This is a genomic window from Halomonas daqiaonensis (assembly GCF_900109725.1).
GTDB classification, from domain to species: domain Bacteria; phylum Pseudomonadota; class Gammaproteobacteria; order Pseudomonadales; family Halomonadaceae; genus Halomonas; species Halomonas daqiaonensis.
On the sequence record NZ_FOBC01000002.1, the window covers coordinates 77884 to 93616 of the forward strand.

Sequence of the window (15733 nt, forward strand, 5' to 3'; positions counted from 1 at the left end):
GTGCAAGTCGAGGCGTCGAACCACAGCTCCCATAACCCTGAATAGGCTCAGTGCCCTTGTGGGAGCCGGGCTCGCACGGCGATTTGACGCAAGAACTCTGCCGACACTTCACCATAATTGCAGGCAGTAAAGCCCGTAATCATACGCCTCAGCTCTTGCTGGCGTTCTTCGGCGGACGGCCGCGCTTGCGCTTGGGTTGTTCGGTTACCAGATCATCCAGGGAAAGGCCGGCTTCGTTGATCTGCTCGCGGATCTCGGCGAGCTTTCTGGCCTTCTCGGCTTCCTCTTCCTGGCGATTAACTTCCTCGTCCTTCTTCTGTTCGATGACTTCACCGATGACCTCGGCCAGCTTATGGAGCTGCTCCATGCTCAGCTGGCGTGCCGCGGCACGAGCCACGTTCTTGTTGCGGGCGATGCGCTCCAGGGATTCGCTGGACATTGGCGGTCTCCATGCCGAATGTTGGACGGTTGCGATGAGTAATGACACGTCAAAAGTATATGCACTTACGTCACATTGGCAAGAAAAGCCGCAGGAAAAAACGGGAAAAAGCCAGGAAAAATTTACCCGCCCGAACGCAGACAGCCGAACGGCATTGACGAAATCCCGACAGGCTTTCCCCTGGCCACACGCCAACGGGCGACATCGCGGTGTCGCCCGTTAGGCCATGATACGGGTTTGCTTCCGGCTAGGGTGATGGATCAGCCACCCGTCATGTTCATGAAGCGCACCACCTGGACATCCCCGTCCGTGGTGAAGTGGTGACGCTCGGGCTTGAGCGGCAAGGCGCGCACGATGGCGTCCTTGAGCGCCTCGATATCGCCGGGATGACGACGCAGCACGGCACGCAAGTCTACGGAGTGCTCATTGCCGAGGCACAGCAGCAGGCGCCCTTCCACGGTGACGCGAACCCGGTTGCAGGTATCACAGAAGTTGTGGCTATGGGGCGAGATGAAGCCGACCCGAGACTCGCTGTCGGGCATCATGAAGTAGCGCGAGGGACCGAGGGTCGATTCGGTGGTGGGAATCAGGGTGTGACGCGTCTCGATGCGCGCCTGGACCTCGTCACTGGAACAGAAGGTCTCGGCACGCGAGTGATCCGACACATCGCCAAGCGGCATCTCTTCGATGAAGCTGATGTCGAGCCCTTCGTCACGCGCGAAATCGACGAGGTCGATCACCTCATCGTCGTTGCGCCCCTTGAGGATTACCGCGTTGAGCTTGATGCGCTCGAAGCCGGCATCGCGAGCGGCACGAATGCCGTCGATGACCTTGTGCAGGTCACCGGTACGAGTGAGCCGGCGGAATCGTTCGGGGTCCAGGGAGTCGAGGCTGATATTGAGTCGCTGCAGGCCACCCTCGCGCAGGCGCCCGGCGAATTTGGGCAGGCTCGCGCCATTGGTGGTCATGGCGAAATCCTTGAGCCCCGGTAGCGCGCCGATGTCATCGACCAGATGATCGATGTCACGCCGCACCAGGGGTTCCCCCCCGGTAAGGCGGATCTTCTCCACGCCCATCTCGGTAAAGGCCCGGGCAACCATCGCCAGTTCCTCGAGGGTCAGTACCTGGGCACGCGGCAGGAAGGTCATCTCCTCGCTCATGCAGTAGACACAGCGAAAATCGCAGCGATCGGTGACCGAGATGCGCACGTAGCGTACTCGCCTGCCGAAGTCGTCGATCAGCTCATCGGTCATGAAGACATCTCCCAGCGACGGGCATCCTGATGGTCCCCGTCGCGCTCCGAAACCCAGTAGTCCCCGCTGGCAGTGTGCTCCTTCTTCCAGAAAGGCGCGCGGGTCTTGAGGTAATCCATGATGAAGTCGCAGGCCTCGAACGCGGCGCGTCGATGGGCGCTGGCGACCACAACCAACACGATAGGGTCTGCGGGGGCGAGGCGTCCAATCCGGTGGATCACGGTCACACCCTGAAGCGCCCAGCGGGTCCGTGCCTGCTCGACGATGTCGGCGAGCGCATCCTCGGTCATCCCCGGATAATGTTCCAGGGTCAGCGCCTGGACCTCGGGGCGCTCGTTGAAATCGCGCACCAGGCCGGTGAAGCTCACCACCGCACCGATGTCGCTGCGCCCTTCGAGCAGGGCGCGCTGTTCAACGCCGGCATCAAAGGCATTTTCCTGCACACGGATCATCGTTCAGCCTCCGGTCACCGGGGGGAAGAAAGCGACCTCGTCGTTGTCGGTCAGCGGTGTGGCATCGCTGGCGATTACCTGATTGACGGCACACATCACCCGACCCTCGTCGAGTCCCTCGAAACGCGGATCCATCGCCTTGAGCGCGGTCTTGAGCCCCGCCACATCGGAACTCGACAGACGATCGATGGGTACCGAAACATCGCCGACTCCCAATCGCTCGCGCAGTTCGGCCAGGCACTTCACGCGTAGACAAGGGGCAGCGATATCGCAACGCTGCCCCACCGAGACCTCCCCGGAGGCCCCCTCACCGGTGACGATGGGCGACGGGGCGGACTCGATGACGGCGGGCGCCATCGCGCGCGTTCCCCGAGCCTCCTCGCGTAGATAGTCGCCGGACTTGCCACCGGTCTTGGTGTCGAGATGGATGGCACCGATCTCCATGCCCTTGTCCACCGCCTTGCACATGTCATAGAGGGTCAGGCAGGCCACCGAGACAGCCGTCAGCGCCTCCATTTCCACCCCGGTTCGTCCGTTGAGGCGACAAGTGGCGGTAACGTACACACAGGACTCGGGCTCGTCGAGTTCGAAGTCGATGGCAACCTTCGACAGCGCCAGGGCATGGCAGAGCGGGATCAGTTCATGGGTGCGCTTGGCGGCCTGGATGCCGGCGATGCGCGCCGTGGCCAGTACGTCGCCCTTGGGCAGGCCGCCCTCGGAGAGCAGCGCCAGGGTCTCGGGCTGCATGCGGATGAGGCCCGAGGCAGTAGCCTCGCGGCGGCTCTCCGGCTTGTCGGCGACGTCGACCATATGGGCCTCGCCACGGGCATTGAGATGGGTCAGGGGCTGGTTGGACAGAGGCATGGGGATCAGCGTCTCATGGCAGTCGATGAAGAGGTTGGATGCTCACCGTCTCGCCCGGGGCAGCCGCCTCGCGGTCGTCGGTGAGCTCGATCAGGCAGTTGGCCGCCACCATCGAGGACAGGATCCCGGAACCCTGGGCGCCGGTGCTGCACACGTGAAGACGGCCGGCGGCATCGGCATGGTAGCGGCCACGCAGGTAGTCGGTACGCCCGAGACGGCTCTTCAGGGCCTCATCGGCGATAGCCACCAGCCGTTCGGGTTCGCGCTCCGGCCTTCCCTGCAACTTGGACAACAGTGGCGCCACGAATTGCAGGAAGGTCACCATCACCGCCACCGGGTTACCGGGCAATCCCAGGAAGGGCACCCCCCGCTCGCCCAGCAGACCACAGGCCAGGGGGCGGCCGGGGCGGATGGCAATACGCCAGAAGGCCAGCCGGCCGACCGCCTCCAGCGCCGCGCGAGTGAAGTCGGCATGGCCCACCGACACGCCGCCACTGGTGATCACCATGTCGGCGCGCCCGGCAGCATCGCTCAGGGCGGCGACCATGGCATCGCGATCGTCGGGAAGGATGCCCAGGTCAATCAGTTCGGCGCCCTGCTCGGCCAGCAGGCCGGCCAGGGTGTAGCGGTTGGCATCATGGATGCCGGCCGGTGGCAGCGGCTCGCCGGGCGCGGTGACCTCGTCGCCGGTGGAGAAGATCGCCACCCGCGGGCGACGGTGCACGCTTGCCTCGTCCAGGCCCAGGGAGGCTAGCAGGCCCAGTTCGGCCGCCCCCAACCGCGTACCGGCATGCAGCGCCGTCTGGCCCTGGCGGATGTCCTCGCCGGCCTGGCGCACATGCTGGCCACGTCTGACACCATCGGGTTGCTGCACCGTCAGCGTCTCACCGTGCTCCTCGAGCTGTTCGACCATGATCACGGTGTCGGTCCCCGGCGGCAGCGGCGCCCCGGTGGTGATGCGCACACACTCGCCGGCACCCAACGGCTCATCTCGGCGACTACCGGCGAGCACCTCGCCGACCGATCGCCACTCGTCGGGCAACTCAACGGTCGAAGGCCAGGCCAGGGCGATGCCGTCCATGGCGGCATTGGTGTTCTGGGGCACGTCGATGGACGAAACCGCATCCTCGGCCAGTACCCGGCCGTAAAGCTCGGCCAGCGCCACCCGTTCGGCGGGCAGCGGTGCTTCGATGAGGCTGGCCAGACGTGTGCGGGCTTCCGCCACCGGGAGCATGCGCTCGCCGAGATCGAAGCAGGAGAGCGTCATGGCGTTGCCTCTTCTTGCTTGCGCTCGCGGGGCAGTTGGCAGCGCGGCCAGCGGGCGGGCCAGGCGGCGATCCAGTCGGTAAGTGCCTCGAGATCATTGAGGTCCAGGGCCTCGACGCCCTCGGGCAACACGAGGCTCTCGTCACTGGCCACGGCGCGTACCCAGGAATCCTCGGCAACGCGCAGCGTCTTGCCCACCTCGGGACGATAGAGCTCGAGCTTGGGCAGCGGCCAGGCCTTGAAGCCTTCCACCAGCACCAGGTCGGGATGCTGGGGGCGCACCATGTCGATGAGTTCGGCCAGATCGGCCTCCTCGCGCCCGGGAGTCTCCATCATCAGCGCCACCCGTTCGCGAGACGCCACCAGCATCGGCGAGGCGCCGGCCTGACGCAGGCGGTGGCTGTCCTTGCCGGGCTGGTCGACATCGAAGGTGTGGTGGGCATGCTTGATCACCGCCACGCGCAGGCCTCGCTCGCCGAGACGCGGCAGCAACTGCTCCAGCAGGGTGGTCTTGCCGGTGCCACTCCAGGCAGCGATGCCGAGCAGTGGCAAGTCGTCGTCGAAGGGCAGGCGCTGGGGTATGCCACCGCTCAGGCTGCGCTCCAGGCGCTGCTTGTCGTCGTCGGTATTGAGGTTTGCGAAGGCGTTGGCGCAGTCGCTGACGTCCACCCGGCACCAAGCGTGACGGGCGTACCAGCGGTCAATCTTGCGCTCACCGTCAGCCAGAGCCACCGCCAGGTCCTCCACCAGAGAGGTACGGATCAACGCCACCACTGGGTGCAGTCGCTCGCCGTCGAAGGCCACGGCGATATCGGATTCGCCTATACCCGCTACCAGTCGATCCACCAGATCATGGGGCAAGGCCGGGCTGTCGCAGGGCACCACCAGCAGCCAGGGCGTGGTGGCGGCACCCAGGCCACTATAGATGCCCATCAGCGGGCCCTGGAAGCCGCCTTCGGCGTCGTGGATCACGCGATCGGCTAACGGCGCATAGGCCTCGGCATTGCGATTGGCGTTGATCAACACTTCTCTGACCCGCCCTGCCAGGCGCTCACGCACATGAGCCACCAGCGGTCGACCGGCGAAGGGTTCGAGCCCCTTGTCGCGACCGCCCATCCGGCGCCCCTGGCCGCCGGCCAGGATCAGGCCGGTGAGGTCGTCTCGGGTGATCATGGGCTCTCCTGACGAATCGGTCATAGTGTGAGTCATGATGCCTCAGCCCGGCGGCGGGTGCCATGCCGCCCTTCCACGCTGGTGCCCTGTCCTGACACCGGTCAAGCCGCGGCTTATCCCCGTGCCACCAAGGAGGTACACTATGTTGAAAATATTCCACGAATGCGCAACGACCGAGGCAAGGACAGATCCATGGAAGAGGCATTCGATGTAGGCGCTCGGCTCAAGCAACTGAGGCTCTCGCGCGGACTTTCCCAGCGTGAACTGGCCAAGCGGGCCGGGGTCACCAACAGCACCATTTCGCTGGTCGAGCAGAACAATGTCAGCCCTTCGGTGAGTTCATTGAAGAAGATACTCGACGCACTGCCGGTATCGATCAGCGCCTTCTTCGCCGGCGACGAACCCAGCCAGCCGCAGTCCTTCTACCGGCAGAACGAGCTGACCGAGATCGGCGATGGCCAGCTTTCCTGGCGACTGGTGGCCGCCCGCCGACCTGACCGGCGCATGTCGATCATCCATGAGCGATACCCGCCGGGGGCCGACAGCGGCGAGGAGATGCTGGAGCATGACGGCGAGGAAGGGGGTGTGGTGATCGCGGGACAGATCGAGATTACCGTGAACGGCGAAGCGGGAGTGCTCGGCGCAGGCGACGCCTATTACTTCGACTCCCGTCTACCCCATCGCTTCCGCAATCCCGGAGAAGAAGAGTGCGTGATTGTCAGCGCCAGCACCCCGCCGACTTTCTCCGACGCAGGGCAAGAGTTGCACCACGCTTGATAGGAGTCACTCCTCCTCGTCGCGGGGCAGCACCCAGTTGAGGACGATGCCGACCAGGGCGGCGAGGCTGACCCCCTGCAGGGTGAACTGGCCATTGCCGAACTGCATGCCGCCGATGCCGAAGACCAGCACCAGGGAGACCACCACCAGGTTACGCGGAGCAGTGAGCGGCTTGCCGGCCCGTACCAGGGTGTTCATGCCGACCACGGCGATGGAACCGAAGAGCAGGGTCATGATGCCGCCCATTACCGGGCCAGGGATGGTCTGCAGGAGTGCGCCGAGCTTGCCGACGAAGGCCAGGACGATGGCGATACACGCCGCCACCACCATGATCCGTGGGTTGAAGGCCCGGGTCAGGGTCACGGCCCCGGTGACCTCGGAGTAGGTGGTGTTGGGCGGTCCGCCGAACAGCGCGGCGGCGGTGGTAGCCAGGCCGTCGCCCAACAAGGTGCGATGCAGGCCGGGTTTCTCGAGGTAGTTCCTGCGGGTCACCGAGCCGATGGCGACCATGTCACCGATATGTTCCACCGCCGGGGCAATGGCGACCGGAATCATGAACAGGATCGCCGCCCAGTGGAAGCTCGGCGCGGTGAACGACGGCAGCGACAGCCAGGCCGATTCCTGCACCGGAGAAAAGTCCACCACCCCCATCACCAGCGACAAAACATAGCCGGTAACGATACCGCCCATGATCGGGACCAGGCGGATCAGTCCGCGGCCGAACACTGCCAGCACCAGGGTAACCAGCAGGCTGGTCATGGAGAGAAAGATGGCCGCGCCGTAGCCGATATTATCGCTGGTCTCGCCAGTCGCCATATCTACCGCTACCGGCGCCAGGGCCAGGCCGATCACCATGATTACCGGACCCACCACCACCGGGGGCAGCAGTCGATGCAGCCAGACGGTGCCCTTGAGGCGCACGAACTGGGAGATCACCACATAGACCAGGCCGGCGACCATCAGCCCCCCCAGGGTGGCGGGAATACCGTAGTTCGCCACCGAGCTCTGGATGGGCGCGATGAAGGCAAACGACGAGGCCAGAAAGACCGGCACGCTGACCCGCGTCACGCCATGGAAGATCAGGGTGCCGATGCCCGCCGTGAACAGCGCCACATTGGGGTCCAGGCCGGTGAGCAGCGGAACCAGCACCAGGGCACCGAAGGCGACGAAGAGCATCTGCGCCCCGGTCAGCAGAGTGCGCAAGGGGGTGTCGGTGGGCATGGCGGCCGCCGCCGTGTTGTCGGTCATGATCCAGAGCTCCGGAAAGGTCGAGGGGAACGGGTCGCGCGGCATTCTACCAGCCTGGTTGTCTCAATCGCTTCTCGTCCCTCAACGCTCGTCTGGGCTATCGCAGTAGGCAACCGCGGGCTAACCTGTCGGCAAGCCTGCGAGGAGGCGTTGTGAATACTTCCCTGTACGCTACCGACGCCATCCATGGCGTAGGACCTCCTCTTCGGCTTGCCCCCAGCGCCCTATCGCTTTTGCAGCTGCGATAGCCCTGTCAAAATTCGGGTATCGCGGTGTCCAGATACTCCTGCAGGCGAGCCTCGGCCTGGTCGCCAAAAAGGATATCGCAGGCTTCGCGCAGGCCCGGCGAGTGGCGGATGCTCTCCTCGGGCACTACCAGCGAGACCTTGGAGCGACGCCTCAGGAAATCCTCGAGCTTGGTCACCATCTCACGGCGCCTGGCCAGTTTCAGTTCGCAGCGCAGGTATTCGGTTCCCTCGATCAGCACCTCGCTCTGGCGCGGGTCCTGGCGGATGTCCTCGAGCATATCCAGTGCCTGGGCACCATAGCGCCGCCACAGCCGGGTGCTGAGCGGCTCGGAGGCCTCGGCGCTGGTCATGGTATCGAGTTCCATTAGTCGCGCCTGATGCATGAAGGCCTCGCGGACCGAGGAATCGGGCTCGCCGTACCAGCGAAATTCGGGATAGGGAATCTCGACACCCAGCCGGCGCACCTCCTCCACCACCTCCTCGCCGACATTGAGACAGTCGGTCAGCTTGCCGCCGAAAATGCTCAGATGGCATCTCTCGTCATCGATATCGATGGCATGCTTGCGCGACAGGTTGAGGAAATCCCGATCATCGCCACCGCTGGGCTTGACCGCCAGGGGGCGCACGCCGCAGCGCGTGGCGATGATGTCTTCCTTGCCCAGCGGCGTCTGAAGCTCGAGTCGTGTATTGATGTTGTCGAGCACGAAGCGAATATCCTCCTCCGTCGCACCGACCTCGGGCTTCTCGACCCGGGTATCGGTGGTACCGATACAGGTGCGCGGCCCCATGGGAATGACGAAGAAGAGTCGTCCATCGTCGGCAAAGAAGGCCAGCACACGCTTGCTCGCCGTCAGCCGAGGGACGATCAGGTGGATGCCCTTGGAGAAGACGTGATGGTGGTCGGTCTGCTGCCCCGAGAGGCTATTGTGCTGGTCGACCCAGGGACCGGCCGCATTGATCAGCACCTTCGAGCGAATCTCGAAGGTGCTGTCGTCGGTGAGATCCCGGGCCGTGGTGACCCAGAGGTCGCCTTCACGGCGAGCGCCCAACGATTCGACGTAGTTGGCCGCCACGGTGCCGAAGTCCAGCGCGCCACGCACGAAATTGAAGACGAAGCGCGCGTCGTTGTCGTGCAGATAGGCATCCGAATACTCGAAGCCGCCCTGGGCGTTGCGGGTGTTGATGATCGGCTCCCGCGCCTTGATCCCCGCAGGGCGCAGGAAATGGGGCCTGCGCGTGAAGGCACTGCCTATCAGCCAATAGAGCCAGGTGCCAGCCCAGGGATAGAGCGGGTGGTGGCGAAAGCCCTTGTTGATGGTGGTCAGGAAACGAATCTCCTGGACCGTGGACGGATAACTCTTGATCAGGTGATTGCGGCTCTTGCATAGCTTGCGGACCAGCTTGAAGTCGCCGCTCTCCATGTACTTGATGCCTCCCCACACCAGGTTGGAGGAGTGCATGCTGGTGCTGCCGGCGAAGTCACCGCGATCGATCAGGGCAACCCTGGCCCCCTTTCCGCTCAGCGCTGCCGACGCCGAAGCCCCGTTGATGCCGCCGCCGATGACCAGCGCATCGAAGGTCTGGCCGGGGAGCTTGCGGATGTTGTTTTCTCTGAGTTGCATGTCTGGCCCTTTTTAAAAACAACAGGCCCCGCTCGGACTGCACCGAGCGGGGCCTTCCCGTTCAGGCAACCGGATACACGATCTTGAACTGCCCCCGGGAACGCCCGAGGTACTGGCGGGCGGGTCAGGCGACCCGCCCGTTGATCATTCGCGAGTACCGGCGGCCATCCACGCCTCCATCATCTCGTCATAGGGAACGGTCGTGCCCTGCGGCATCTCGTTATCCAGCTTCGCCTTGGGCGAACCCGGCTGGTCGAGCCAGTACTGGGGATCACGCTCCTCGTTGAGGTTGGGGGCATAGGTCGTGAAGACCTTGGCGCGTGCCAGCCGCGCCATGATGCTGTCGAGATCCCCGGCCAGGTTGTCGAGCGCCTCCTGGGGAGGGATATCGCCGCTGACGGCCGGTGCCAGGTTCTGCCACCACAGCGGTGCCATGCGCGGATAGTCAGGCACGTTGGTGGAAGACGGCGTCCAGTTGGACTCGTTGGGGCTGCGGTAGAACTCCACCAGACCACCCAGCTTGGGTGCCAACTCGGTCATCTGCTCGGAGAACACATCCGACTCGCGAATCGGCGTGAGACCTTCGATGAGTTTCTCCAGGGAGACGGTCTTGGAGACAGTGAACTGGGCGAACAGCCAGGCGGCGGTACGGCGGTCCTCGGGCGTGGAGTCGAAGAAGGTCCAGGACCCCACGTCCTGATAACCCACCTTCATCCCCTCTTCCCAGTACGGGCCAGTGGGCGACGGCGCCATGCGCCACTTGGGATTGCCCTCGTCATCGGTAACCGGTAGTTCGGGATCGGTCATGTCGGCGGTGAAGGCGGTGTACCAGAACATCTGCTGGGCGATATTGCCCTGGGCTGGCACCGGTCCGGCCTCACCGAAGGTCATCCCGCTGGCCTCGGGCGGTGCATACTTCTCGAGCCAGTCCACCATCTTGGTCACGGCAAACACCGAAGCCGGCGAGTTGGTGGCACCACCGCGAGACACGCTTGCGCCGACCGGCTGGCTCTCCTCATTGACACGGATACCCCAGTCGTCCACCGGGTTACCGAACGGCACACCGGGGCTGCCCATCCCCGCCATGGAGAGCCAGGAGTCATGGAAGCGCCAGCCCAGCGACGGGTCGCGACGTCCGTAATCCATGTGGCCATAGACCTTGGTACCGTCGATCTCGCCGACGTGCTCGGTGAAGAACTCGGCAATGTCCTGGTAGGCTGTCCAGTTGGTCGGCACGCCCAGGTCATAGCCGTAGATCTCGCGGAACTGCGCCTGAAGGTCCTCGCGCTGGAACCAGTCATGGCGGAACCAGTAGAGGTTGGCGAACTGCTGGGTGGGTAGCTGGTAGATGCTGCCATCCGGCGCGGTGCCATACTGCAAACCGATGAAATCATCCAGATCCAGGGTCGGCAGGGTGTAATCGGCCCACTCGTTCTCCATGGCGTTGGAGATATTGATGGTGGTGCCGTAGCGGATGTGGGTGCCGATAGCGTCGGAGTCATTGACGTAGGCATCGTAGATGTTGCGCCCCGACTGCATCTGGGTCTGCATGTTGTTGACCACATCACCCTCGCCGATGATGTTGTGGGTCACGTCGATGCCGGTCAGCTCACCGAACGCTTCGGCCAGCACATCGCGCTCGTAGATGTGAGTGGTCAGACCCTCGGCCACGGTATTGATCTCCATGCCGCGGAAGGGCTCGGCGGCCTGGGCGAACCACATCAGTTCCTCGATCTGCTCTTCCCGGGTCAGCGTCGAGTCCTGGAAGTGCTCATCGACCAGGCGTTCGGCGATGGCGCGCGCGTCGTGGTTGTCGGCGTGCAGGGCACCGCTTGCCAGCATGACACCGGCCGCCAGTAGAGAGAGTCGCATTGTTGTCGCTTTCATATTGACCTCTTGGGTTGTCGTGGTCCGTCCCTGGACATTCGGCTCCATGCGTTTCTGTCAGCCCCAGCGCATCAGGATCAGTAGCCAGATTACCGATGCCCCCAGAGCCAGCCAGATGCTGAATGGGGTGAAGCCCACCACCGCCAGGTGGATATAGGCCGCGCAGAGCAGGCCGATGAAAAGCCGGTCACCACGGGTGGTCGAGATCGGCAGGAAGCCCTTGCGTTCGACCGTCGGTGAAACGACCTCCCAGACCGTCATGCCCGCCAGCATGGCCGCGATGACCGCGAAGAAGACCGCGGTGGGCGTGGTCCAGACCATCCATTCCATGTCGCTCCCTCCTCAGGTACGGCCCAGGGCAAAGCCCTTGGCGATGTGGTTGCGAACGAAATAGACCACCACGATGCCCGGCAGGATCGTCAGCGTACCGGCGGCAGCCAGCGCCCCCCAGTCGATCCCCGAGGCACCCTTGGTCTGCGTCATCACCGAGGCGATGGGCTGAGCATTGGTGGACGTCAGGGTGCTGGCCAGCAGCAGTTCGACCCAGGAGAACATGAACAGGAAGAACAGGGTCACGCCGATGCCCGAGCTGATCATGGGGATGAAGATCTTCACGAAGAACCTGGGGAAGCTGTAGCCGTCGATGAAGGCGGTCTCGTCGATCTCCTTGGGCACACCGCTCATGAAGCCCTCGAGGATCCACACGGCGAGCGGAATGTTGAACAGGCAGTGGGCCAGAGCCACGGCCACGTGGGTATCGAACAATCCGACCGTGTAGTAGAGCTGGAAATAGGGCAGCAGGAAGACCGCCGGGGGTGCCATCAGATTGGTCAGCAGCCAGAAGAACAGGTGCTTGTCGCCGATGAACTGGTAACGGCTGAACGCGTAGGCGGCCGGCAGTGCCACCGAAATGCTGATCAGCATGTTCATCAGCACGTAGGTGATCGAGTTCACGTAGCCCATGTACCAGCTGGGCTCGGTGAGGATCTTGGCATAGTGCTCGGTGGTGAAGTCTTCGGGCCACAGGGTCAGTCCGCCGAGGATCTCGGTATTGGACTGGAAGGACATGTTGAGCAGCCAATAGATCGGCAACAGCACGAAGACGATATAGGCGGCCATGAGGCCCCGGCGGCGCCACTGGCGGGAGGCCGAGCGTGCGCTGCGGCGACGCCGGTTGTCTGCCGCCGCAGCACGCTGGCGAACGGCATCGGGCGTGGTGGGCAATGAATCACTCATCTCATGCCTCCTGGATCTTGTCGTCTTTCTGCATGTTCATGATCGCGGTGTAGAACACCCAGGTGACCAGCAGGATGATCAGGAAATAGATCAGCGAGAATGCCGCCGATGGCCCCAGGTCCTGCTGGCCGATGGCCATGGTCGTCAGCGACTGGCTGAGGAAGGTGGTGGAACTGCCGGGGCCTCCACCGGTGAGCACGAAGGGCTCGGCGTAGATCATGAAGGAGTGCATGAAGCGCAGCAGCACGCCGATCACCAGGACATTGGTGAGCTTGGGCAGCTGAATGTAGCGAAACACGGCCCACTTCGAGGCGCGGTCGATGCGCGCCGCCTGGTAGTAGGCATCGGGGATCGAGCGCAGGCCGCTGAAGCAGAGCAGCGCGATCAGCGGCGTCCAGTGCCAGACATCCATCAGGATGATGGTCGCCCAGGCATCCACCGGGCTCGAGGTGATGTTGTAGCCATAGCCGAGCTCGCGCAGACTCCAGCCCATCAGGCCGATGTCGCCCCGGGTGAAGATCTGCCAGATGCTGCCGACCACGTTCCAGGGAATCAGCAGCGGCATGGTGACCAGTATCAGCACCGCCGAGGCCTGCCAGCCCTTCTTGGGCATGATCAGGGCGATGCCGATGCCCAACGGCACCTCGATGGCCAGCACGGTCAGCGAGAAGGCGAACTGACGCAGCACGGCCGCCTGCAGGGCCGGGTCGTTGAGCATCACCTCGAACCATTCGGTGCCGGTGAAGAAGCGTGTATTGGCATCGAAGACATCCTGGACCGAGTAGTTCACCACGGTCATCAGCGGGATGACAGCCGAGAAAGCCACCAGCAGCAGCATGGGCAGAATCAGCCACCATGCCCGGTTGTTGTAGACCTTATTCATGGTCGATCTCCACGCGGAACTCGTCGATGTACAGGCCAATTCGCTCGTCGGGGAAGCGCAGCCAGGCCTTGCCGGTCGGTGTCGGCTGGTCCTCCTCGATGCGGGCCTTGAGGGGGATTCCGCCCAGTGTCAGGTAGACGATCGAGTAGGTCCCCAGGTCCTGGGCGTGGTCCACATGGGCCTGCATGCCGTCCTCGACCGCCTCGGCATGTACCTCGATGAATTCGGGACGGATGCCTAGCTTGACGTTGGTGGAACGGGCCTGGGCCACGGCATCGTGGACGCCCTGCCCCACCGCCAGCTCGGTGTCACCGGCCATCACGCGCCCGTCTTGCGTCACGACCTCCAGGAAGTTCATCCCGGGACTGCCGATGAAGTAGCCGACGAAGGTGTGGTTGGGTCTCTCGAACAGCTCCCTGGGCGTGCCGAACTGCACCACCTGGCCCTCGTACATCACGGCGATCTTGTCGGCGAAGGTGGAGGCCTCGAGCTGGTCGTGAGTAACGTAAACCATGGTGATCTCGAAGCGCTGGTGAATCTCCTTGAGCTTGCGGCGCAGCTTCCACTTGAGCTGGGGATCGATGACGGTGAGCGGCTCGTCGAAGAGGATCGCCGAGACGTCCTCACGCACCAGACCCCGGCCCATGGAGACCTTCTGCTTCTCGTCGGCGGTGAGATTCTTGGCCTTGCGCTTGAGCTGGGCGGTGAGCTCCAGCACCTCGGCGACTTCCATGACACGCTCATGAACCCGAGCCTCGGGGGTCTTCACGTTGCGCAGCGGAAAGGCCAGATTGTCGTAGACCGTCATGGTGTCGTAGATGACGGGAAACTGGAAAACCTGGGCGATATTGCGCGCCTCGGGTGGCAAGGCATTGACCACCTCACCGTCGAAGAGCACCTCACCGCTGGAGGGTTCCAGCAGGCCCGAGATAATGTTGAGCAGGGTCGACTTGCCGCAGCCCGATGGCCCGAGCAGCGCATAGGCCCCGCCCTGGTGCCAGACGTGATCCATCTCGCGAATGGCATAGTCTTCCGGCGAGCGGGGATCCGACAGGTAAGTATGCGCCAGTGATTTCAGGGTGATCTCTGCCATCTCAGATGCCCCCCAGGTGCGTCGGAATATGCACCACCGCGCCCTGGCGATCGAAGGCATAGACCTTGTGGGTCGGGAAATACAGCGTCACGGGCGCATCGACCCGGAACTCATGGACGCCCTCGAGATGCACCGTCATGGTGAAAAGGTCGTTGTGCACGTGAAGGAAGGTCTCGGAGCCACTGATCTCGGCGAGATCGACGATCATCTTCACCTCGATATCATCCTTGGCGCGCGGCCTGAGCGAGATATGCGAGGGGCGCACGCCGAAACGGTATTCCCCCGGCGCCAGGGTGCGAAGGTCATCGTTGATGGGAAAATGCAGTGACTTGTCGAAGGTCACCTCGGATCCGGAAATGATCCCCTTGACGATGTTGATCGGCGGCTCGGAGAACATCTCCGCGGCCAGGATGTCGCGTGGCCGGTGGTAGACGTCCTCGGTGCGGCCATATTGCAGCAGGCGTCCTTCATGGAGCACGGCGGTGTTGCCACCCAGCGCCAGCGCCTCGGCAGGTTCGGTGGTGGCATAGACGGCAATGCAGTTGCGTTCGCTGAACACCGAACGCAGCTCGTCGCGAAATTCCTCGCGCAGCTTGTAGTCCAGGTTGACCAGAGGCTCATCGAAGAGCACGACATCGGCGTCCTTTACCAGCGCGCGACCCATGGCCGTGCGCTGCTGCTGGCCACCGGAGAGTTCGAGGGGTAGACGATCGAGAAGATGCTCGATATGCAACATTTCGGCGACTTCACGCACCCGCCGGTCGACCTCTGCACGTGCGACCTTGGCCAGCTTCAGGGGCGAGGCGATGTTGTCGTAGACGGAGAGCGCCGGATAGTTGATGAACTGCTGATACACCATGGAAACATTGCGCTTGCGCACGGAGCGCCCCGTCACATCTTCGCCGTTCATCAGGATTCGCCCGCGCGTGGGGGTGTCGAGCCCAGCCATCAGGCGCATCAGGGTGGTCTTGCCCGCCAGCGTCCGTCCCAGCAGGACATTGAATGAGCCTGGCTGTAGTTCCAGGTTCACCCCCGCGATGTGAGTGGCGCCACCGACCACATGGTCGATGTTATCTAGGATCAAGGACATACAGATCTCGACGGTTCTTTGTTATGTGGTGAGCTTGGAGACTGTTCAATACAAGCTAGTCGAGATTCGCTTTCAAACACAAATGTCGTCAATCGAAAACATGATCGCCCAGCATGTGTTCGGCCCCAAAAAACACCCAACATATTGTTATAAAAAGATTTTCAATAGAGATTAAACTTTTGTCTAAAGCACTGAGAGGGAG

At 63.2% G+C, this 15733-nt stretch carries 15 protein-coding genes and 1 pseudogene; 1 reads left to right on the top strand and 15 read right to left on the bottom strand.

Annotated elements, in window-relative coordinates; genetic code table 11:
* Positions 1–148 precede the first annotated feature (148 nt).
* The 7 genes and pseudogenes from BMY30_RS01720 to mobA all read right to left on the bottom strand — a co-directional run.
* Positions 149–439 carry an H-NS family histone-like protein gene (locus BMY30_RS01720; protein ID WP_089709978.1) on the bottom strand — a complete coding sequence of 97 codons (291 nt, stop codon included), beginning with the start codon at positions 437–439 and terminating at the stop codon, positions 149–151.
* A 260-nt stretch (positions 440–699) separates the two neighbouring features.
* A complete protein-coding gene (gene moaA, locus BMY30_RS01725) occupies positions 700–1692 on the bottom strand; it encodes a GTP 3',8-cyclase MoaA (RefSeq protein WP_089709980.1) in 993 nt (330 codons plus the stop codon).
* Positions 1689–2144: a molybdopterin synthase catalytic subunit MoaE gene (moaE, locus tag BMY30_RS01730; RefSeq protein ID WP_089709982.1), complete on the bottom strand. Its 456-nt coding sequence runs from the start codon at positions 2142–2144 to the stop codon at positions 1689–1691. The genes moaA and moaE overlap by 4 nt, the downstream gene beginning before the upstream one ends.
* A 3-nt stretch (positions 2145–2147) precedes the next feature.
* A complete protein-coding gene (moaC, locus tag BMY30_RS01735; RefSeq protein ID WP_089709984.1) occupies positions 2148–3008 on the bottom strand; it encodes a cyclic pyranopterin monophosphate synthase MoaC in 861 nt (286 codons plus the stop codon).
* 13 nt (positions 3009–3021) lie between these two features.
* Complete coding sequence (gene moeA, locus BMY30_RS01740; RefSeq protein ID WP_089709986.1) at positions 3022–4275, bottom strand: molybdopterin molybdotransferase MoeA; 1254 nt, start codon at positions 4273–4275, stop codon at positions 3022–3024.
* Positions 4272–4868, bottom strand: coding sequence for a molybdopterin-guanine dinucleotide biosynthesis protein B (gene mobB, locus BMY30_RS17925; RefSeq protein WP_425283416.1), 597 nt, complete (start codon positions 4866–4868; stop codon positions 4272–4274). Before mobB ends, moeA begins: the two co-directional genes overlap by 4 nt.
* Positions 4863–5447 (bottom strand): annotated as a pseudogene (mobA, locus tag BMY30_RS17930) (molybdenum cofactor guanylyltransferase MobA); the annotation flags it as partial. The gene mobB and the pseudogene mobA, both read right to left, overlap by 6 nt.
* 192 nt (positions 5448–5639) lie before the next feature.
* Here mobA and BMY30_RS01750 point away from each other — a divergent pair.
* On the top strand, positions 5640–6224 hold the full coding sequence (locus BMY30_RS01750) for a cupin domain-containing protein (protein ID WP_089710331.1): 585 nt from the start codon (positions 5640–5642) through the stop codon (positions 6222–6224).
* A 6-nt stretch (positions 6225–6230) separates the two neighbouring features.
* Here the strand turns inward: BMY30_RS01750 and BMY30_RS01755 are convergent, their stop codons facing one another.
* From BMY30_RS01755 to BMY30_RS01790, 8 genes are all read right to left on the bottom strand, one after another.
* On the bottom strand, positions 6231–7472 hold the full coding sequence (locus BMY30_RS01755; protein ID WP_170840045.1) for a uracil-xanthine permease family protein: 1242 nt from the start codon (positions 7470–7472) through the stop codon (positions 6231–6233).
* Between the two features lie 253 nt (positions 7473–7725).
* On the bottom strand, positions 7726–9342 hold the full coding sequence (locus BMY30_RS01760; RefSeq protein ID WP_089709990.1) for a glycerol-3-phosphate dehydrogenase/oxidase: 1617 nt from the start codon (positions 9340–9342) through the stop codon (positions 7726–7728).
* A 144-nt stretch (positions 9343–9486) separates the two neighbouring features.
* A complete protein-coding gene (locus BMY30_RS01765; protein ID WP_089709991.1) occupies positions 9487–11229 on the bottom strand; it encodes an ABC transporter substrate-binding protein in 1743 nt (580 codons plus the stop codon).
* 57 nt (positions 11230–11286) lie between these two features.
* Positions 11287–11559: a DUF2160 domain-containing protein gene (locus tag BMY30_RS01770; protein WP_089709993.1), complete on the bottom strand. Its 273-nt coding sequence runs from the start codon at positions 11557–11559 to the stop codon at positions 11287–11289.
* Positions 11560–11571: 12 nt separating this feature from the next.
* Complete coding sequence (locus tag BMY30_RS01775; protein WP_211607201.1) at positions 11572–12465, bottom strand: carbohydrate ABC transporter permease; 894 nt, start codon at positions 12463–12465, stop codon at positions 11572–11574.
* Between the two features lies 1 nt (position 12466).
* Positions 12467–13348, bottom strand: coding sequence for a carbohydrate ABC transporter permease (locus tag BMY30_RS01780; RefSeq protein ID WP_089709995.1), 882 nt, complete (start codon positions 13346–13348; stop codon positions 12467–12469).
* A complete protein-coding gene (locus BMY30_RS01785; RefSeq protein WP_089709997.1) occupies positions 13341–14441 on the bottom strand; it encodes an ABC transporter ATP-binding protein in 1101 nt (366 codons plus the stop codon). Before BMY30_RS01785 ends, BMY30_RS01780 begins: the two co-directional genes overlap by 8 nt.
* A 1-nt stretch (position 14442) precedes the next feature.
* Positions 14443–15531, bottom strand: a complete 1089-nt coding sequence (locus tag BMY30_RS01790; protein ID WP_089709999.1) for an ABC transporter ATP-binding protein — start codon at positions 15529–15531, stop codon at positions 14443–14445.
* Between the last annotated feature and the right edge of the window lie 202 nt (positions 15532–15733).

Excerpts from the sequence above, each read along its gene's own strand:
- BMY30_RS01775 (WP_211607201.1), bottom strand. The coding sequence starts at position 12,465 with ATGAGTGATTCATTGCCCACCACGCCCGATGCCGTTCGCCAGCGTGCT.
- BMY30_RS01750 (WP_089710331.1), top strand. The coding sequence starts at position 5,640 with ATGGAAGAGGCATTCGATGTAGGCGCTCGGCTCAAGCAACTGAGGCTC.
- moaC (WP_089709984.1), bottom strand. The coding sequence starts at position 3,008 with ATGCCTCTGTCCAACCAGCCCCTGACCCATCTCAATGCCCGTGGCGAG.
- moaE (WP_089709982.1), bottom strand. The coding sequence starts at position 2,144 with ATGATCCGTGTGCAGGAAAATGCCTTTGATGCCGGCGTTGAACAGCGC.
- BMY30_RS01780 (WP_089709995.1), bottom strand. The coding sequence starts at position 13,348 with ATGAATAAGGTCTACAACAACCGGGCATGGTGGCTGATTCTGCCCATG.
- BMY30_RS01785 (WP_089709997.1), bottom strand. The coding sequence starts at position 14,441 with ATGGCAGAGATCACCCTGAAATCACTGGCGCATACTTACCTGTCGGAT.
- moaA (WP_089709980.1), bottom strand. The coding sequence starts at position 1,692 with ATGACCGATGAGCTGATCGACGACTTCGGCAGGCGAGTACGCTACGTG.
- BMY30_RS01760 (WP_089709990.1), bottom strand. The coding sequence starts at position 9,342 with ATGCAACTCAGAGAAAACAACATCCGCAAGCTCCCCGGCCAGACCTTC.
- BMY30_RS01770 (WP_089709993.1), bottom strand. The coding sequence starts at position 11,559 with ATGGAATGGATGGTCTGGACCACGCCCACCGCGGTCTTCTTCGCGGTC.
- moeA (WP_089709986.1), bottom strand. The coding sequence starts at position 4,275 with ATGACGCTCTCCTGCTTCGATCTCGGCGAGCGCATGCTCCCGGTGGCG.
- BMY30_RS01755 (WP_170840045.1), bottom strand. The coding sequence starts at position 7,472 with ATGACCGACAACACGGCGGCGGCCGCCATGCCCACCGACACCCCCTTG.
- BMY30_RS01720 (WP_089709978.1), bottom strand. The coding sequence starts at position 439 with ATGTCCAGCGAATCCCTGGAGCGCATCGCCCGCAACAAGAACGTGGCT.
- BMY30_RS01765 (WP_089709991.1), bottom strand. The coding sequence starts at position 11,229 with ATGAAAGCGACAACAATGCGACTCTCTCTACTGGCGGCCGGTGTCATG.
- BMY30_RS01790 (WP_089709999.1), bottom strand. The coding sequence starts at position 15,531 with ATGTCCTTGATCCTAGATAACATCGACCATGTGGTCGGTGGCGCCACT.